This is a genomic window from Vibrio mediterranei, from assembly GCF_013364395.1.
GTDB classification, from domain to species: domain Bacteria; phylum Pseudomonadota; class Gammaproteobacteria; order Enterobacterales; family Vibrionaceae; genus Vibrio; species Vibrio mediterranei.
Window position 1 is genome coordinate 98,151 of the sequence record NZ_JABXGK010000007.1, and the last position, 13,953, is coordinate 112,103.

General features: G+C 42.9%; 13 protein-coding genes and 1 riboswitch. Of the genes, 9 read left to right on the plus strand and 4 right to left on the minus strand.

Annotation, left to right across the window (positions count from 1 at the left end; genetic code table 11):
- Positions 1 to 143: 143 nt before the first annotated feature.
- Positions 144 to 191 (plus strand): small protein SpfP, encoded by a 48-nt coding sequence (gene spfP / locus HOP38_RS26270; protein WP_438356636.1) that lies wholly within the window; start codon positions 144 to 146, stop codon positions 189 to 191.
- 401 nt (positions 192 to 592) lie between these two features.
- On the opposite strand, the gene yihA is transcribed toward spfP, so the two are convergent.
- Entirely contained in the window at positions 593 to 1,252 is a 660-nt protein-coding gene (gene yihA / locus HOP38_RS16975) for a ribosome biogenesis GTP-binding protein YihA/YsxC (RefSeq protein ID WP_031493055.1), read from the minus strand.
- A 195-nt stretch (positions 1,253 to 1,447) separates the two neighbouring features.
- Between yihA and HOP38_RS16980 the strand changes: the two genes are divergently transcribed.
- The 3 genes from HOP38_RS16980 (at position 1,448) to dinF (ending at position 5,072) form a co-directional block, all read left to right on the plus strand.
- Positions 1,448 to 2,065, plus strand: a complete 618-nt coding sequence (locus tag HOP38_RS16980) for a c-type cytochrome (protein ID WP_031493056.1) — start codon at positions 1,448 to 1,450, stop codon at positions 2,063 to 2,065.
- Between the two features lie 752 nt (positions 2,066 to 2,817).
- A complete protein-coding gene (locus HOP38_RS16985) occupies positions 2,818 to 3,630 on the plus strand; it encodes a class I SAM-dependent methyltransferase (RefSeq protein WP_038165398.1) in 813 nt (270 codons plus the stop codon).
- A gap of 95 nt (positions 3,631 to 3,725) precedes the next feature.
- Positions 3,726 to 5,072 (plus strand): MATE family efflux transporter DinF, encoded by a 1,347-nt coding sequence (dinF, locus tag HOP38_RS16990; protein WP_124940503.1) that lies wholly within the window; start codon positions 3,726 to 3,728, stop codon positions 5,070 to 5,072.
- Positions 5,073 to 5,115: 43 nt separating this feature from the next.
- On the opposite strand, the gene sthA is transcribed toward dinF, so the two are convergent.
- Complete coding sequence (gene sthA / locus HOP38_RS16995) at positions 5,116 to 6,516, minus strand: Si-specific NAD(P)(+) transhydrogenase (protein WP_038228742.1); 1,401 nt, start codon at positions 6,514 to 6,516, stop codon at positions 5,116 to 5,118.
- A gap of 395 nt (positions 6,517 to 6,911) precedes the next feature.
- Between sthA and fabR the strand changes: the two genes are divergently transcribed.
- Both fabR and HOP38_RS17005 read left to right on the plus strand, forming a co-directional pair.
- Positions 6,912 to 7,553 carry an HTH-type transcriptional repressor FabR gene (gene fabR, locus HOP38_RS17000; RefSeq protein ID WP_006075522.1) on the plus strand — a complete coding sequence of 214 codons (642 nt, stop codon included), beginning with the start codon at positions 6,912 to 6,914 and terminating at the stop codon, positions 7,551 to 7,553.
- Positions 7,553 to 7,924 carry a YijD family membrane protein gene (locus HOP38_RS17005; protein ID WP_006075523.1) on the plus strand — a complete coding sequence of 124 codons (372 nt, stop codon included), beginning with the start codon at positions 7,553 to 7,555 and terminating at the stop codon, positions 7,922 to 7,924. The genes fabR and HOP38_RS17005 overlap by 1 nt, the downstream gene beginning before the upstream one ends.
- 71 nt (positions 7,925 to 7,995) lie before the next feature.
- Here the strand turns inward: HOP38_RS17005 and trmA are convergent, their stop codons facing one another.
- The gene (gene trmA, locus HOP38_RS17010) at positions 7,996 to 9,105 is read right to left on the minus strand and encodes a tRNA (uridine(54)-C5)-methyltransferase TrmA (RefSeq protein ID WP_006075524.1); all 1,110 of its coding nucleotides are present in this window, start codon (positions 9,103 to 9,105) and stop codon (positions 7,996 to 7,998) included.
- 154 nt (positions 9,106 to 9,259) lie between these two features.
- A riboswitch (cobalamin riboswitch) is annotated at positions 9,260 to 9,469 on the plus strand.
- Between the two features lie 52 nt (positions 9,470 to 9,521).
- Here trmA and HOP38_RS17015 point away from each other — a divergent pair.
- From HOP38_RS17015 to murI, 3 genes are all read left to right on the plus strand, one after another.
- A complete protein-coding gene (locus HOP38_RS17015; protein WP_124940504.1) occupies positions 9,522 to 11,372 on the plus strand; it encodes a TonB-dependent receptor domain-containing protein in 1,851 nt (616 codons plus the stop codon).
- A gap of 50 nt (positions 11,373 to 11,422) precedes the next feature.
- Positions 11,423 to 12,094: a Dph6-related ATP pyrophosphatase gene (locus tag HOP38_RS17020; RefSeq protein ID WP_124940505.1), complete on the plus strand. Its 672-nt coding sequence runs from the start codon at positions 11,423 to 11,425 to the stop codon at positions 12,092 to 12,094.
- Between the two features lie 70 nt (positions 12,095 to 12,164).
- Entirely contained in the window at positions 12,165 to 12,965 is an 801-nt protein-coding gene (gene murI / locus HOP38_RS17025) for a glutamate racemase (protein ID WP_124940506.1), read from the plus strand.
- Here murI and HOP38_RS17030 read toward each other — a convergent pair.
- Entirely contained in the window at positions 12,919 to 13,374 is a 456-nt protein-coding gene (locus tag HOP38_RS17030; protein WP_006075693.1) for an RNA recognition motif domain-containing protein, read from the minus strand. The genes murI and HOP38_RS17030 overlap by 47 nt on opposite strands.
- Positions 13,375 to 13,953: the final 579 nt, after the last annotated feature.

Genomic DNA, 13,953 nt, shown 5'->3' on the forward strand with positions numbered 1-13,953 from the left:
TGGCTTTTTTTTGTCATTAAAAAAGTTTTTATATCTAAAACAGTTATGTCTATTAACAAAACTTTCATGAAAAAAAACTACAAAAATGGTTTCATTTTCTGATCAGTTGTTGTACATTAGAACGCGTAGGGTACAGAGGTAAGATGTTCTATCTTTCAGACCTTTTGTTTCACGTTATTGGATTAGGCTGATTCAGCCGCCCCAGTCAGTATTTGACTGGGGCGTTTTTTCTTGTGGCAAAGAAAATTTCCCTACCGCATCATCACTTAAACGCCTTGTCATTTTTCTTCTGTTTTGACGCCCATTTACCATCCAATTTGTAATTTAACGACCTTCACAGTATTGATAATTTACACATAGAACTAAGCCATCTTTAGAGGTTTGTAATTCAGGTGTAACTATATGAAAAATAAAGATTAGGATGAGTTTTGTTACGAGAGGGATTTGGGGTGGTAGAGAAGACTAGCTCACATTTTGCGTGGTAGGCAATTGAATTATCAACGGACTTGATAGATTCTTTTTGCAAACAATAACTAAATCTTCTCTCTCCCATTGCCCTGCCAGGATGGCGGGGCGTTTTGTTTCTGGAGGCTTACTCTTCGATATCGTCGTTGATATCGTCTTCTAACATTTCAAATGCTGGAGCAAACCAAGTATCAAGTTTGCTGCGCAGTTGGTCGACACCAATTCCTTTCAAAGAAGAGAACGCATCTACTTGAACATCGCCACCAAAGGCCAGTGCAGCTTCACGAATTTTAAGCACTTGCGCTTTACGAGCACCGCTCTTTAGTTTGTCTGCTTTAGTCAGTAGCACTTGTACTGGAATATGAGATTCTACTGCCCATTGAATTAGCTGTTGGTCGAGATCTTTCATTGGGTGTCTGATGTCCATTAGGACCACAAGACCTTTTAAACATTTGCGCTTCTGTAAGTACTCACCCAGTGACTTTTGCCATTTCTTTTTCATTTCTAGGGGTACTTGAGCAAAGCCGTATCCTGGTAAGTCAACGATATGACAACCTTCATCAACCTTAAATAAGTTAATAAGTTGAGTACGGCCTGGAGTTTTACTGGTTTTAGCCAGAGCTCTTTGGTTCGTTAGACGGTTTAGTGAACTCGATTTACCTGCATTGGAGCGTCCTGCAAACGCGATTTCGATTCCTTCATCTTCTGGCAAGTGACGAATATCAGGTGCACTTGTTATGAAATGCGTGTTTTGATAATGAATTTTTACGCTCACTGTTAACTCCATCTCGACTTTGTGTAGTCGATTGATTACTTTTTTGTGAAATTGTGTAAAATAACCGTGCTCGGCATATGGCCACACATTGTACCATGAACGGTATTAATTGCCCGTGTTACCTCACTTTGTCCTTTTGGCACCATTCTGTTGGGTTTCGCGAGGCGTGTAGTGGTACTGGAAGCTTGATAATTATAATGGAATGTCATGAAAAAATTAGCGCTAATCTTGAGTCTTGTAGTCAGCTGCTCAGTATGGGCCCAAGGCGATATTGAAGCTGGTAAAGCAAAATCCCAAACCTGTGTTGCGTGTCACGGAGCTGATGGTAACAGTCAGTTAACCATGTACCCTAGCATTGCTGGTCAACACGCCAAATATATTGAAAAACAACTAAAAGATCTGAAACTCGGTATGACGAGTAGTGGTAAACAAGGTCGTTACGATCCTGTGATGAGTGGTATGGCAATGCCGCTATCTGAGCAAGATATGGCGGATCTTGCTGCGTATTACTCTTCAATGCCTCTAGCACCAAACAGTACCCCTGAGAATGTCGTTGACCAAGGTAAAGTACTTTACATGGCTGGTGATGCAGAACGTGGTATTACGGCTTGTATTGCTTGTCACGGCCCTCGTGGTAACGGTACAGAACTTTCTGGTTTTCCTAAAATTTCTGGTCAACACGCTGAATATGTTAAAGCTCAGTTAGAGAAATTCCGCAGTGGTGACCGTGCTAACGATATGAACGCTATGATGCGTGATATCGCTAAGAAGCTGAATGATGATGATATCGACACCCTATCTAAGTATGTAGGCGGTCTACACTAATCCAATTCAACGTTGCAACAACTTAGCAGCCCAACAATAGTTTCTTTACGCCAAACCGAGCGAACAATGCCCCTTCGAATGAAGGGGCATTGTTGTTTTTGGTGACTTATCTCACGAGTTGCTCGTTAAGCGTGTTGCTCTCATTGTTCTACTTGGCTGATGAGGTTGTGAGATATTTGCCATACTTGCTGTCACTAAACTGCCAGTAACTAAATTTAAGTGTTTGAAATTAATGATTTTTGTTCATTCTTCTGTAAAGGCAACATGAAAAAAGCGCTCTGCAGGTTGTTTTCAATCCTCGCTCGGGTAAATTGTTCCTTGTCGACAGGAAGTAGGCACAGGGATTTCAGACCAAGATGGTTTTCAAGGATGTCTAACTAGGAAGGTTAGAAGAAACACAACGGATTGGCTTGTACTAGGAGTACAGGCGGATAAGGATGGTCAACTTTTCTCAGGATGAGAACTTAAACGGACAGGGTTTAGGAAGAACTCGCGCAAATGGCTTTGCTAGGGAACGCGAAAACGCATCAGGATGATGACAAACAAGAATTAGCAGTGGAAGCACAAATAACAAACGGATATTTGTGAAGCATCAAAAGATGCTAACAGTTTCGCCGTATGGCGATAGAAAGCGACAGGTCTTCCTGTCGCTTTTTTTACGTTTGCTCACAAGATAAATGACATTAGTTATCATTTGTCTTGTGAAGTTAATTGATATCGATTATCATTTGCACTCTTTCGGAGGGTGGGAAATGAAAAATCAAACGAGTCGTGAGTCAGAGCATTTTGATGTGCCAACTAAGTTGCTTCGACCTCTTTGGTTTCGAAGTCGCGAAAGCCTATTAGATGATGGCATTATTTATGACCCTATTGCAGCTCATGCTTGCCGTCGTTGTCATCTCGCTCCCGATTGTCTCACCGGTAATGTAGATCAAAGTCAGCTTCTCCATGCCACTCTGACACAAATTTGTGATCTTCAAGTAAAGCGCTTTCTCGAAACCAACCCTGATGGCTGGGTTATCAACGTTGGAGCTCGGCTCGATACCCGATTTTATCGCCTTGATAATGGTCGTTGTCATTGGGTTGAAGTAGATACCAATGAACACCTTGTTTGGCGACAACGATTGTTCCATAAAAGTGAACGTTATCAATTAAGGTGCGGATCTATTGATGATATGAGCTGGCTACAATCTTTATCGGTTCCAAATGACAGACCTGTACTAGTGGTTTGTGAGCAAGCACTACTTGAAAGAAGAGAAAACCGCATTGCACACTTTATCCAATCGATCGGTTGCTATTTTCAACATGCTCAGGCGTGTGTGGTGTTGGCCGGTGATTTGACGACCTCGCGGTTGGGTAAAAGGATGGGAGGCGAGCGTTATCAACATGGTCTGCGCCGCCCAACTCAGAAATTGCTGAATTGGTTGCCGTGGATTCATAAAGTGTCACTCCTTTCACCCATCGACCAACATTGTCAGCGCTGGTCTAAGTGGCAACGTATTATCGCCAAGCTGCCACTTTATAAGCATCGATTAACACCGAACGTGATCAATATTGAATGGTAGGAGTAGGAACCTAGGGTCAATTAACGCTACTATAGCCCCAACTATTTTTTAACCACCACCATAGTTTCTATGGTGGTGTTGTTTTTGGGGTCTGCGTGTTTCGACAATATTTCTCTACTCTGTCTAATATTGAACTTCATCGCCGTGTCTTGCTATTAGCCATTCCCATGGTGCTTTCGAATATTACCGTGCCGCTTCTGGGGTTAGTGGATGCCGCAGTTATTGGTCATTTAGAGCATTCTTGGTATCTCGGAGGCGTGGCACTCGGTAGCACGATGATCAGTGTGACCTTTTGGTTACTCGGCTTTCTTAGAATGTCGACAACTGGGCTGACAGCTCAATCTTTTGGTGCTCAGGATAATCGGCAGCTCGCCTTAGTATTTTTGCAGGGAACACTGATGGCGTTGGGCTTTGCGTTGGCATTTTTATTGCTGCACAGCGTCATCGCCGACCTTGTCTTCTCATTGAGTAGTGCTAGTGAGGATGTGAAATACTATGGTCACCAGTATTTTTCGATCCGTGCTTGGAGTGCGCCTGCGTCACTACTCAACTTTGTACTACTGGGTTGGTTACTGGGTACACAAAATGCCAAAGCACCGATGTGGATGGTAATCATCACCAATGTAGTCAATATTGTGCTTGATGTTCTATTTGTCATCGGCTTGGGCTGGAAAGTCGAAGGGGCGGCGTTAGCATCTGTGATCGCCGATTACTCGGGTTGTGCTTTCGGACTTTGGTGCGTATGGCGTACTTGGAGTCATCGTCAGTTGCCTGCTATACGCTCATTGCTGTCCGGTGTCGCAAGTGATATTGGTCGTTTTGTAAAACTGAACCGAGATATTTTCTTACGCTCTCTTTGCCTACAAGCGACGTTTAGCTTTATGACCTTCCAAGGTGCGGCTTTTGGTGATGACATTGTGGCTGCTAACGCTGTGTTGATGAGCTTTTTAATGATCATCTCTTATGGCATGGATGGTTTTGCTTATGCGATGGAAGCCATGGTCGGTAAGGCGATCGGTGCAAAGAGTCGAACGGCGCTAACCGAGTCGCTGCTTGCTACCTTCTTCTGGAGTTTGATTATTTGTAGTGGTCTGACGGTGGTCTTTATGGCGTGGGGCAGTAATTTGATTGGTTTAATTACCAGTATTCCCGATGTCCAACAACAAGCGATGGTGTTCTTACCTTGGTTGATTGCTATGCCTTTGGTGTCGATGTGGTGTTTCTTGTTTGATGGCATCTTTATTGGAGCCACTAAAGGTCGAGATATGAGAAACAGCATGTTTGTTGCGACCTGTAGCTTCTTTGCCATTTTCCACATAACAAGTGGAATGGGTAATCATGCACTTTGGTTAGCCATGCTGAGTTTTATGGGAATGAGAGGCTTTGGGTTAGCCATGATCTTTTTGCATCAATGGCGCAGCAAAACCTTCCTCGAAGCATAAAAAAGGCGGCTATCAAGCCGCCTTTTTTTACTTTCGTTAAACACTAGAATAAGCGATTCAAACCATTAAGCGCCGCTACGCGGTAGGCTTCAGCCATGGTTGGATAGTTAAAGGTCGTGTTAACAAAGTACTCGATGGTATTTGCTTCGCCTTTTTGCTCCATTATCGCTTGGCCGATGTGGATGATTTCCGCAGCACGCTCACCGAAACAGTGGATACCTAAGATTTCTTTGGTTTCGCGATGGAACAAAATCTTCAAGCTTCCCACGTCTTTGCCAGCAATCTGAGCTCGAGCAAGATGTTTAAACGATGAACGCCCTACTTCGTAAGGGACTTTTGCTTCGGTAAGTTCTTGCTCTGTTTTACCGACAGAACTGATTTCTGGAATGGTATAGATACCTGTTGGAATGTCTTCAATCAGTTTACCGTCTGCTTCACCTTGCGTGATGGCTTGGGCGACGAAACGGCCTTGGTCATAAGCTGCACTAGCCAAACTAGGGTAACCAATTACATCACCCACGGCATACACGTGGTCAACATCGGTTTGATAGTTACTATCGACTTTCAGTTGTCCACGAGAATCAGCACTTAGGCCCACTGCAGATAAGTTTAACGCGTCAGTATTACCCGTTCGGCCATTTGCATACAGTAAGCAGTCAGCGCGCATTTTCTTCCCTGAGTTCAGATGAATGATGACGCCGTCTTCGGTCCCTTCTATTTTGGCGTAGGTTTCATCATTACGAATCATCATGCCGCTGTTCCAGAAGTGGTACGACAGTGAGTCAGACATTTCATTATCTAAAAATGCCAGCAGACGCTCGCGAGTATTGATAAGGTCTGTTTTGACATCTAAGCCACGGAAGATCGAGGCGTATTCACAACCAATAACCCCCGCACCGTAAATAATGATGTGCCTTGGGTCATGTTCTAGTGACAATATAGAGTCGCTGTCGTAGATACGAGGATGGGTAAAGTCAACATCGTCTGGGCGATAAGGTCTAGAGCCTGTCGCGATAACAAATTTATCGGCCGTGTAGGTATCGACGGTGCCGTCAGTTTTCGTGACTTCCAGAGTATTTGAATCGACGAAGCGAGCCGTGCCAAACAGTAACGTACACTCATTTCGGTCATAGAACCCTTGGCGCAGTCGAGTTTGCTTATCTATCACGGTTTTGGCATGACCAAGAATATTAGAGAAGGTAGAGTGGAGGCTGGTGTTATTGCCACAGAACAGTGGGTTGCTGTTGAACTCGATAATACGGCTGACCGCATGTCTGAGTGCCTTTGATGGGATAGTGCCCCAGTGAGTACATCCACCACCAACGCTGCTTTCTTTTTCTATGATGGCAACGTTCAGTCCTGCTTTAGTCAGTCCCATAGCAGCACCTTCACCACCGGGTCCACTTCCTATCACGATGGCATCAAAATGTTTGGAGCGACTCATAGTGTATATCCTCGTTGTACCTAACTGCATCACGCAAAAGACCTCCAGTTAGGCTTGCCTATTTAGGCACAACAGCAGGCATTGCGGCGTTAACATTGCTTAAATTCTTGTTAGCGAGATTCTAACGGATTATTAACCTTGGTAAACCAAGTTGCCGTGATAGGGTGTGAAAGATCACGAGATTTGTCTTAAGTTGCCATACCTTATGTGGTTTAGCCTTTGTAAGCTGCCAATTTTATAGAATATGTTGAGTTGCAAAGTGAAGTGAGACTTACAAAGTGTTTTATTAAAAATCCTTTTGCATAGGCTTATACAAACAGGCTATTCGCGCTATATTACCAGCACTCCCTCAATTACCGTATGAATGGTAGTCAACAAGTAAACCTAGGTAAAACATGAAATCAATGGGTATCCGTGCACAACAAAAAGAGAAAACGCGTCGTTCATTGATCGATGCTGCTTTTAGCCAGTTAAGTGCTGATCGCAGCTTTTCAAATTTGAGTTTACGCGAAGTGGCACGAGAGGCTGGTATTGCACCAACGTCCTTTTATCGTCACTTCAAAGACATGGATGAGTTGGGACTCACCATGGTAGATGAAGGAGGCTTGTTGCTGAGACAATTGATGCGACAAGCGCGCCAACGTATTGTCAAAGAAGGTAGTGTGATTCGTACTTCGGTTGAAACCTTTATGGAGTTCATTGAAAGTAGTCCTAACGTTTTTCGCTTATTGTTGCGAGAGCGTTCGGGTACATCATTTGACTTTCGAGCCGCAGTCGCTCGTGAGATCCAGCATTTTTCAGCAGAATTAACCGAATACCTTGTGAGCACGGGCATGGACCGTGATGAAGCAATCGCTCAGGCTGAAGCTTCGGTTATCTTGGTATTCAGTTCTGGTGCTGAAGCACTCGATCTTAATAAGAAAGAAAGATATGAACTGGCAGAAAGGTTAATTGTCCAACTTAGGATAGTTGCCAAAGGCGCACACTGGTATCGCAAAGAACGTGAAAGAAACCGTCAAAAAGAAGGGTTGAACTAATGTCCAATGAAGTATCCTCCGAAAGCCGTAATAGCGGTAAGAAAACCCTAGTGCTAGCACTTATCGCTGGTATGTGTGGTAATGCAATGTTGTCTTGGCTAACTGTTAGCGAAGTCGCATTCTCTATTTTCCCTCTGATAGCTCTTGTTCTATCTGTTCAAGCGCTATATCAAGAGTACCTAAAGAACCCAATTCCAGAAGACTTCCCGATGGTAGGTTTGGCTGCGTTTTTTGTTGGCGCATTTGGTCATTCGGCTTTCACTAAAGCCCAGTACCCAGATGCCGGCTCCAACTTCTTCGCGATCATCGTTGTATTGGTTCTACTGTTCTGGATTGGTAAGAAACTTGGCTACATTATGAAAGAAGCCTAATAGGTATTATTAATATCCGCGAATAAAAAACGAGCCGCTTGGGCTCGTTTTTTTGTTTATGCTGTGGCGGATTACGCTTTACGTTCTAACAACACACCGGCTTCTATGTGATGAGTAAACGGGAACTGGTCGAACAGCGCAAATCGAGTAATAGTGTGAGTTTCACTTAGTACATCTAAATTGTCTTTCAGTGTTTCTGGGTTGCACGAAATATACAGAATACGTTGGTAACCTTGCACCATTTTACATGTATCAATATCCATACCAGCGCGCGGTGGGTCGACAAAAATCGTGTTGCAGTTATAGCTTTTCAAATCGACATTCTGTTGCTGTAGACGGCGAAATTCACGCTTTCCTTCCATCGCTTCAGTGAATTCTTCAGCAGACATTCGAATAATTTGTACATTATCAATCTTGTTTTCAGCGATATTGAATTGTGCCGAGTCAACTGAAGGCTTGGCTAACTCTGTCGCGAGAACGCGTTCAAAGTTTTGCGCCAATGCAAGTGAAAAGTTGCCATTACCGCAGTAAAGCTCCAGCAAGTCACCTTTGCTTTCTTGGGTACAGTCCACCGCCCATTCCAGCATTTTCTGAGCCACGGGACCATTTGGCTGAGTGAAGCTATTCTCTACTTGTTGGTAGTGGTATGGCTGACCATTTACATGCAAGGTTTCTAGCACATAGTCTTGGTCTAAGACGATTTTCATCTTACGAGCACGGCCAATGAGGTTGAGTTTGAACCCCTCATCATTAAGGCGTTGCTTGAGGGCTTTTGCTTCTGCTTTCCAAGCATCATCTAATTGACGGTGATACAGCAACGAAACCAGAATTTCACCACTGAGTGTAGAGAGAAAGTCTACTTGGAATAGTTTCTTACGCAGAACGTCATTACCTTTCATTGCATCCATAAGCAATGGCATCAAATCGTTGATGAGGCGGCTTGCTGCTGGAAATTGGTCAACGCGATACTTTTCACGAGTTTCTTGATTGAACATGATGTAATACATGTCCTCTCCTTCGTGCCAAACGCGGAATTCTGCACGCATGCGATAGTGCTTCTCTGGAGAAGTAAATACTTCGAGTTCAGGAGCAGAATAAGGCGCCATCATATCGATCAATCGTTGAGATTTTTCTTCGAGCTGAATTTGGTAGCCTTCTGGTGTGAAGTCGAGATTTGCCATTGTGGTTGCCTATCGTCGGTAATGAGTTTTTAAAAGGAGGGCAGATTTTATTCAATCTCCCGTCGTTGTCCAGTTTTTCCCAGAATTGTCTCTCAATATGGCTGGATATCTATAGCTTAGTTCAATCTGTTATAGACAAATTACCATGTTGTTAATACCATTCCGCCTAGCTGGTGTGAGAATGACAAAGGAATCTCACTGAAAAGGGAATCTGGTGTAAATCCAGAACTGACGCGCAGCGGTAAAAGAGAACGACCCCTCAAATGACACTGTACGAGTTACGGGAAGTCGAGGCAGTAGGTTTAGGTTCACTGTGATCCTTACGCTCTTGAGTCCGAATACCTGCCAGCAGCCAAGCTTCGTTAACCAACAACGCTAGCTTGGTAGGACTTACGCGATTTAGGACAACATAACAAATGAACAAATCATTTTTGGCGATAGCAGTGGCTGCATCGCTCTCTTCTTATGCTTCTTTTTCACTGGCAGAAGCAACAAACCCAAGTGAACAAAGCAAACTCGCAAATGAAACCATGGTCGTGACAGCGAACCGTGTTGAACAGCAACTGAAAGATGTTCTTGCTCCAATTGAAGTTGTTGATCGTGAGCAAATTGACGCTATTCAAGCTAAATCAGTTTCTGAGATATTACGACGTTTACCTGGCGTACAGATCGCAAACCAAGGTGGCATTGGTCAAAATGCCGAACTGTATATTCGAGGTCGCTCTAGTAAGAACACTTTGGTATTAATCAACGGTGTTCGAATTGGGAGTGCAACAACAGGTGCTGCGAATCTGTCAGCCATTCCTCTTGATGGTGTGCAACGTATCGAAATTATCCGTGGTGCCCGTGCTGCGGTATATGGTTCTGATGCCGTAAGCGGTGTGGTTAATATTATCACCACTAATAAAAATGGCTCTCCAAGTAGAGTTAAAGCTGGAGCGGGAAGCTTTGGAAGTTACAACCTTGGTGGAACATTATCGTTAGGTGATGCGGAGAATGGATGGCTCAATCTGACAGCCACTCATCAGTCTAGTAATGGCTACAATGTCCAACCGACCAGCACTAATCCAATAGATGCGGATGACGATGGCTATACCAGTCAATATCTAGTCCTCGATATGGGTAAACGATTGGATCAAAACTGGCAACTAAAGGCCAATGGTTATTACCAAAAACATAATACTGAATTTGATAACCCTTGGACTGGTGTAGATAAGTCAGATAGTGACTTGTACAGTTTTAGTGTTGCTGGTGACTATATGCGTAATAACTTTGATTCTTCGCTGACACTGACGACGAATCAAGATAAAGCGAAATCTTATGGTCAAGGAGAGCCAGAAGGGACTATTTCGACCAATCGCGTTGCAGTAAATTGGAATAACAACGTAAAAATCAATGATGAATTGAGTTTCTTGGGCGGCATTGATTGGTACAAAGATAAAGTTGATAACACAACTAAAGCTATGACTAAAGACACTCGAGACAATGGAGCCGTCTTCTTAGGTGCACTCTACAATCAAGAACGCTTATCACTAGAAGCTAATGTTCGACATGATGACAATAGTGCCTATGGAAACTACACCACTTACCAGTTAGGTGGAGGTGTGAATGTCACAGAGCAATTAAAGGTTGTAGCCATGCATGGAACAGCATTTAAGGCACCTACTTTTAATGAACTGTATTGGCCTAAAGAGTGTGGTCCATGGGGCTGTTATGAAGGTAATCCAAATCTGGTCCCTGAAGAGTCAGCTACCTCTGAAATTGCTTTAGAGGGTGAGTTTGCTTTATTAGGATTTAGATTAGGCGCTTATCGCAGTAATGTGGATAAGATGATTGCCAGTAATGGTTCAACGAACGTCAATATAAACAAAGCTAAGATTGAAGGTATTGAACTAGTAACTCGTTTTGATACCGGAGCGATTGAGCATGAGGTGTCGTACGACTATCTAGATGCTAAAGATGAAAGCACAGGTAAGGACTTAGTAAGACGAGCTCGCAATAGCGGGAAGTGGAATGCCTCATATAATATTGCCTCTTGGAGATTCGAGCTAAGCTACCTATATCAAGGGAAACGCTATAATGATGCAGCCAATACTCAAGTATTAGACCCTTATTCGTTAGTTGATATTGCCGGCACCTACTACTTTGATAACGGCCTAAGTCTAGGTGCGAAAGTTGGCAACTTATTCGATGAAGAGTATGAAACGGTGAGTGGCTATAAAACACCAGAACGTAATTACTACGTGAATGCCATGTATCAGTTCTAATAGCAAACAGCGCCTCCAATTAAGAGGCGCTTTTTAATAGGTAGTCCTAAATGAAAAACATCATCATCAGTTGGTCATCTGGCAAAGATTCAACCCTTACATTCGAACGACTAATGGAATCTCCAAATTATAATGTCGTTGGTCTTTACACCACTCATGTTAAAGGTGAGGTTCCATTTCAAGTAACCCCATTAGAAGTCGTTCAATTGCAAGCAGATAGGTTAGGGATGCCATTAGTAACGATAGAGCTGCCAGAAGTTTTCCCACCTAACGATGTTTACCAAGCGCTCGTTATTGAGGGGGTAAAATCTTCTGGCTTGGCAGTAGATGGGATAGCATTTGGTGACATGTTCTGTAATGGAATTGTTGAATATAGAAAAAGCTATGTCGAACCAGCGGGGCTAGAGGCGGTTTTTCCTTTGGTTGGTGAAAGTAGCGCAAAGCTTGCACAGGAGATCATTGCCAGAGGGATTGAGACAGTGTTGGTTACCGTCGATAGAAATGTGCTTTCGGAAACATTTTGTGGAAAAGTTTATACCGACGAGCTTATTCAAGAATTACCTAATAATGTTGACCCTTGTGGAGAAGATGGGGAATTCCATACCTTAGTCTGTAACTCGAGGTATTTTAGTCACCCTATTTCCATTCAACAGGTTGAAATTGAATCAGCGCCGAGATTCAGTCATCTAAGATACAGCGTTGAGTCAGAACTTCGCGGATAAGTTTACCGACAATAGGGTTATGAGTATTATGTTGGCGAACAGGTTAGTAGTGAGCGTGATACGTTAATCAATGAATCGAAAAAATATACTAATATTTGACTCTGGTGTGGGGGGACTTTCTGTATTTAAAGAAATAGTCCAACGCTTACCTCAAGAAAACTATATCTATCTATTCGATAATGAGGCGTATCCCTACGGTGAATTAGCACCTGAAACACTAGTAAACCGCACCTGTACACTGATACAACAAATGATGCAGCGCAAAGCGGTCGATATTGTTGTTATTGCTTGCAATACGGCCAGTACTATTGTGCTCCCTCATTTAAGAAAACGAATAGACATTCCTGTGGTTGGCGTCGTCCCTGCCATTAAGCCAGCTTCACTACTCTCTAAAACAGCAGTTGGCTTGATTGCTACACCAGCAACGATTACTCGCCAATATACTCATGACTTAATTCGTAACTTTGCTACTGATAAAGAAGTAAAGCTGATAGGTGATAGTCGATTAGTTGAAATGGCAGAGCAAAAGCTGAGGAATGAGCAGGTCGACCTTCAAGAGTTGGAACTCATACTTTCTCCGATTAAAGGAAAAATTGATGTAGCAGTATTAGGCTGTACCCACTTTCCTCTTATTAAGGAAGAAATAGCATTGGTATTGGGAGACTGTGTTGAATTAGTTGATTCAGGAGCCGCAATTGCAAGAAGAGTTGAAAGTCTATTGGAGATAAAAGAGGCATCTTTGGGACAAGGAACCATGGAGGCGTTTAGTAGTGCTCCTCCTTTTGAAAAAGAAGCACTAAATAAAACATTACGACAACTCTGTTTTACTCCTGTTCAGTTGTTGCCGATTCAGGGTGCTTCGGATCATTAGCAATACGCACTTTCAAAGTACGTTGCATATAATCCTTTTCATTTAGAGCTTTGATTGCCGCTTTTGCATCGGAGCTCGCCATCACGACAAAACCAAACCCACGTCGTTTACCTGTGCGTTTATCCTTCATTAACCTAACGGCAAATACCTCACCATGCTCAGCAAAGAGCTCCTTTACGTGAGATTCATTTGCTTTATAAGGAAGATTGCCGACGTAGAGAGTTTTGGTCGACTTTGTAGTTTCTGCAGATGGTGTTGGTGAAGCAGTAGAAAACTTAACAACAAAAAAGGTGGCTACTACACCGATGACAAAAGCAACAGCTGGTGGTACGTCAGCGAATTGAGAAAATACAATACCGCCTAATATAGCAATTGCTACTACAAGAAAAAGAGATTTATTGGAGTCCATATTAAAGTACTACTTTTTTATTTACGAATAATGGCATCTATCGTTAACAAATAGATATAAGAATATTACGTAGTTGAGTGTGATTTTTCCAATTAATTGGTGTGATGTATTTCAAATGTTGAATTTTTATCGAAAAAACACCGTATCGATGGCTTTTTGTGCGAACGAAAAATAAATTCAAAAAAACACTTGTCATAGTTTGAGTGATCTCTATAATGCCGCCTCACCGACACGGAGTGAGACGAAAGTCACAAAGCGGGGTCGGTTGAGAGAGAAAAGAAAGTTTGAAAAAAACGCTTGACTCTCAAAACGGGAAGCGTAAGATACGCACCCCTAACGACGAGACGCGAAGCGGCTTGAGAGTTAGAAAATGTTCTTTAAAAATATAGACCTATCAATCTGTGTGGGCACTCGTTGATGATAATCAAATTAGAAACTTCGGTTTCAAATTAGGTTTTCAATGAACTGAGTGACCAATCAAGTCGAAAGACTTGGCACAGTCAATTCATTATCGTTCTGTTGGAACGATAATAGCTTTAGATTACTAAGGTAGTTTAAAGTCAGTATTCATTGAGCCGA

Excerpts from the sequence above, each read along its gene's own strand:
- yihA (WP_031493055.1), bottom strand. The coding sequence starts at position 1,252 with ATGGAGTTAACAGTGAGCGTAAAAATTCATTATCAAAACACGCATTTC.
- HOP38_RS16980 (WP_031493056.1), top strand. The coding sequence starts at position 1,448 with ATGAAAAAATTAGCGCTAATCTTGAGTCTTGTAGTCAGCTGCTCAGTA.
- HOP38_RS16985 (WP_038165398.1), top strand. The coding sequence starts at position 2,818 with ATGAAAAATCAAACGAGTCGTGAGTCAGAGCATTTTGATGTGCCAACT.
- sthA (WP_038228742.1), bottom strand. The coding sequence starts at position 6,516 with ATGAGTCGCTCCAAACATTTTGATGCCATCGTGATAGGAAGTGGACCC.
- fabR (WP_006075522.1), top strand. The coding sequence starts at position 6,912 with ATGAAATCAATGGGTATCCGTGCACAACAAAAAGAGAAAACGCGTCGT.
- HOP38_RS17005 (WP_006075523.1), top strand. The coding sequence starts at position 7,553 with ATGTCCAATGAAGTATCCTCCGAAAGCCGTAATAGCGGTAAGAAAACC.
- trmA (WP_006075524.1), bottom strand. The coding sequence starts at position 9,105 with ATGGCAAATCTCGACTTCACACCAGAAGGCTACCAAATTCAGCTCGAA.
- HOP38_RS17015 (WP_124940504.1), top strand. The coding sequence starts at position 9,522 with ATGAACAAATCATTTTTGGCGATAGCAGTGGCTGCATCGCTCTCTTCT.
- HOP38_RS17020 (WP_124940505.1), top strand. The coding sequence starts at position 11,423 with ATGAAAAACATCATCATCAGTTGGTCATCTGGCAAAGATTCAACCCTT.
- murI (WP_124940506.1), top strand. The coding sequence starts at position 12,165 with ATGAATCGAAAAAATATACTAATATTTGACTCTGGTGTGGGGGGACTT.
- HOP38_RS17030 (WP_006075693.1), bottom strand. The coding sequence starts at position 13,374 with ATGGACTCCAATAAATCTCTTTTTCTTGTAGTAGCAATTGCTATATTA.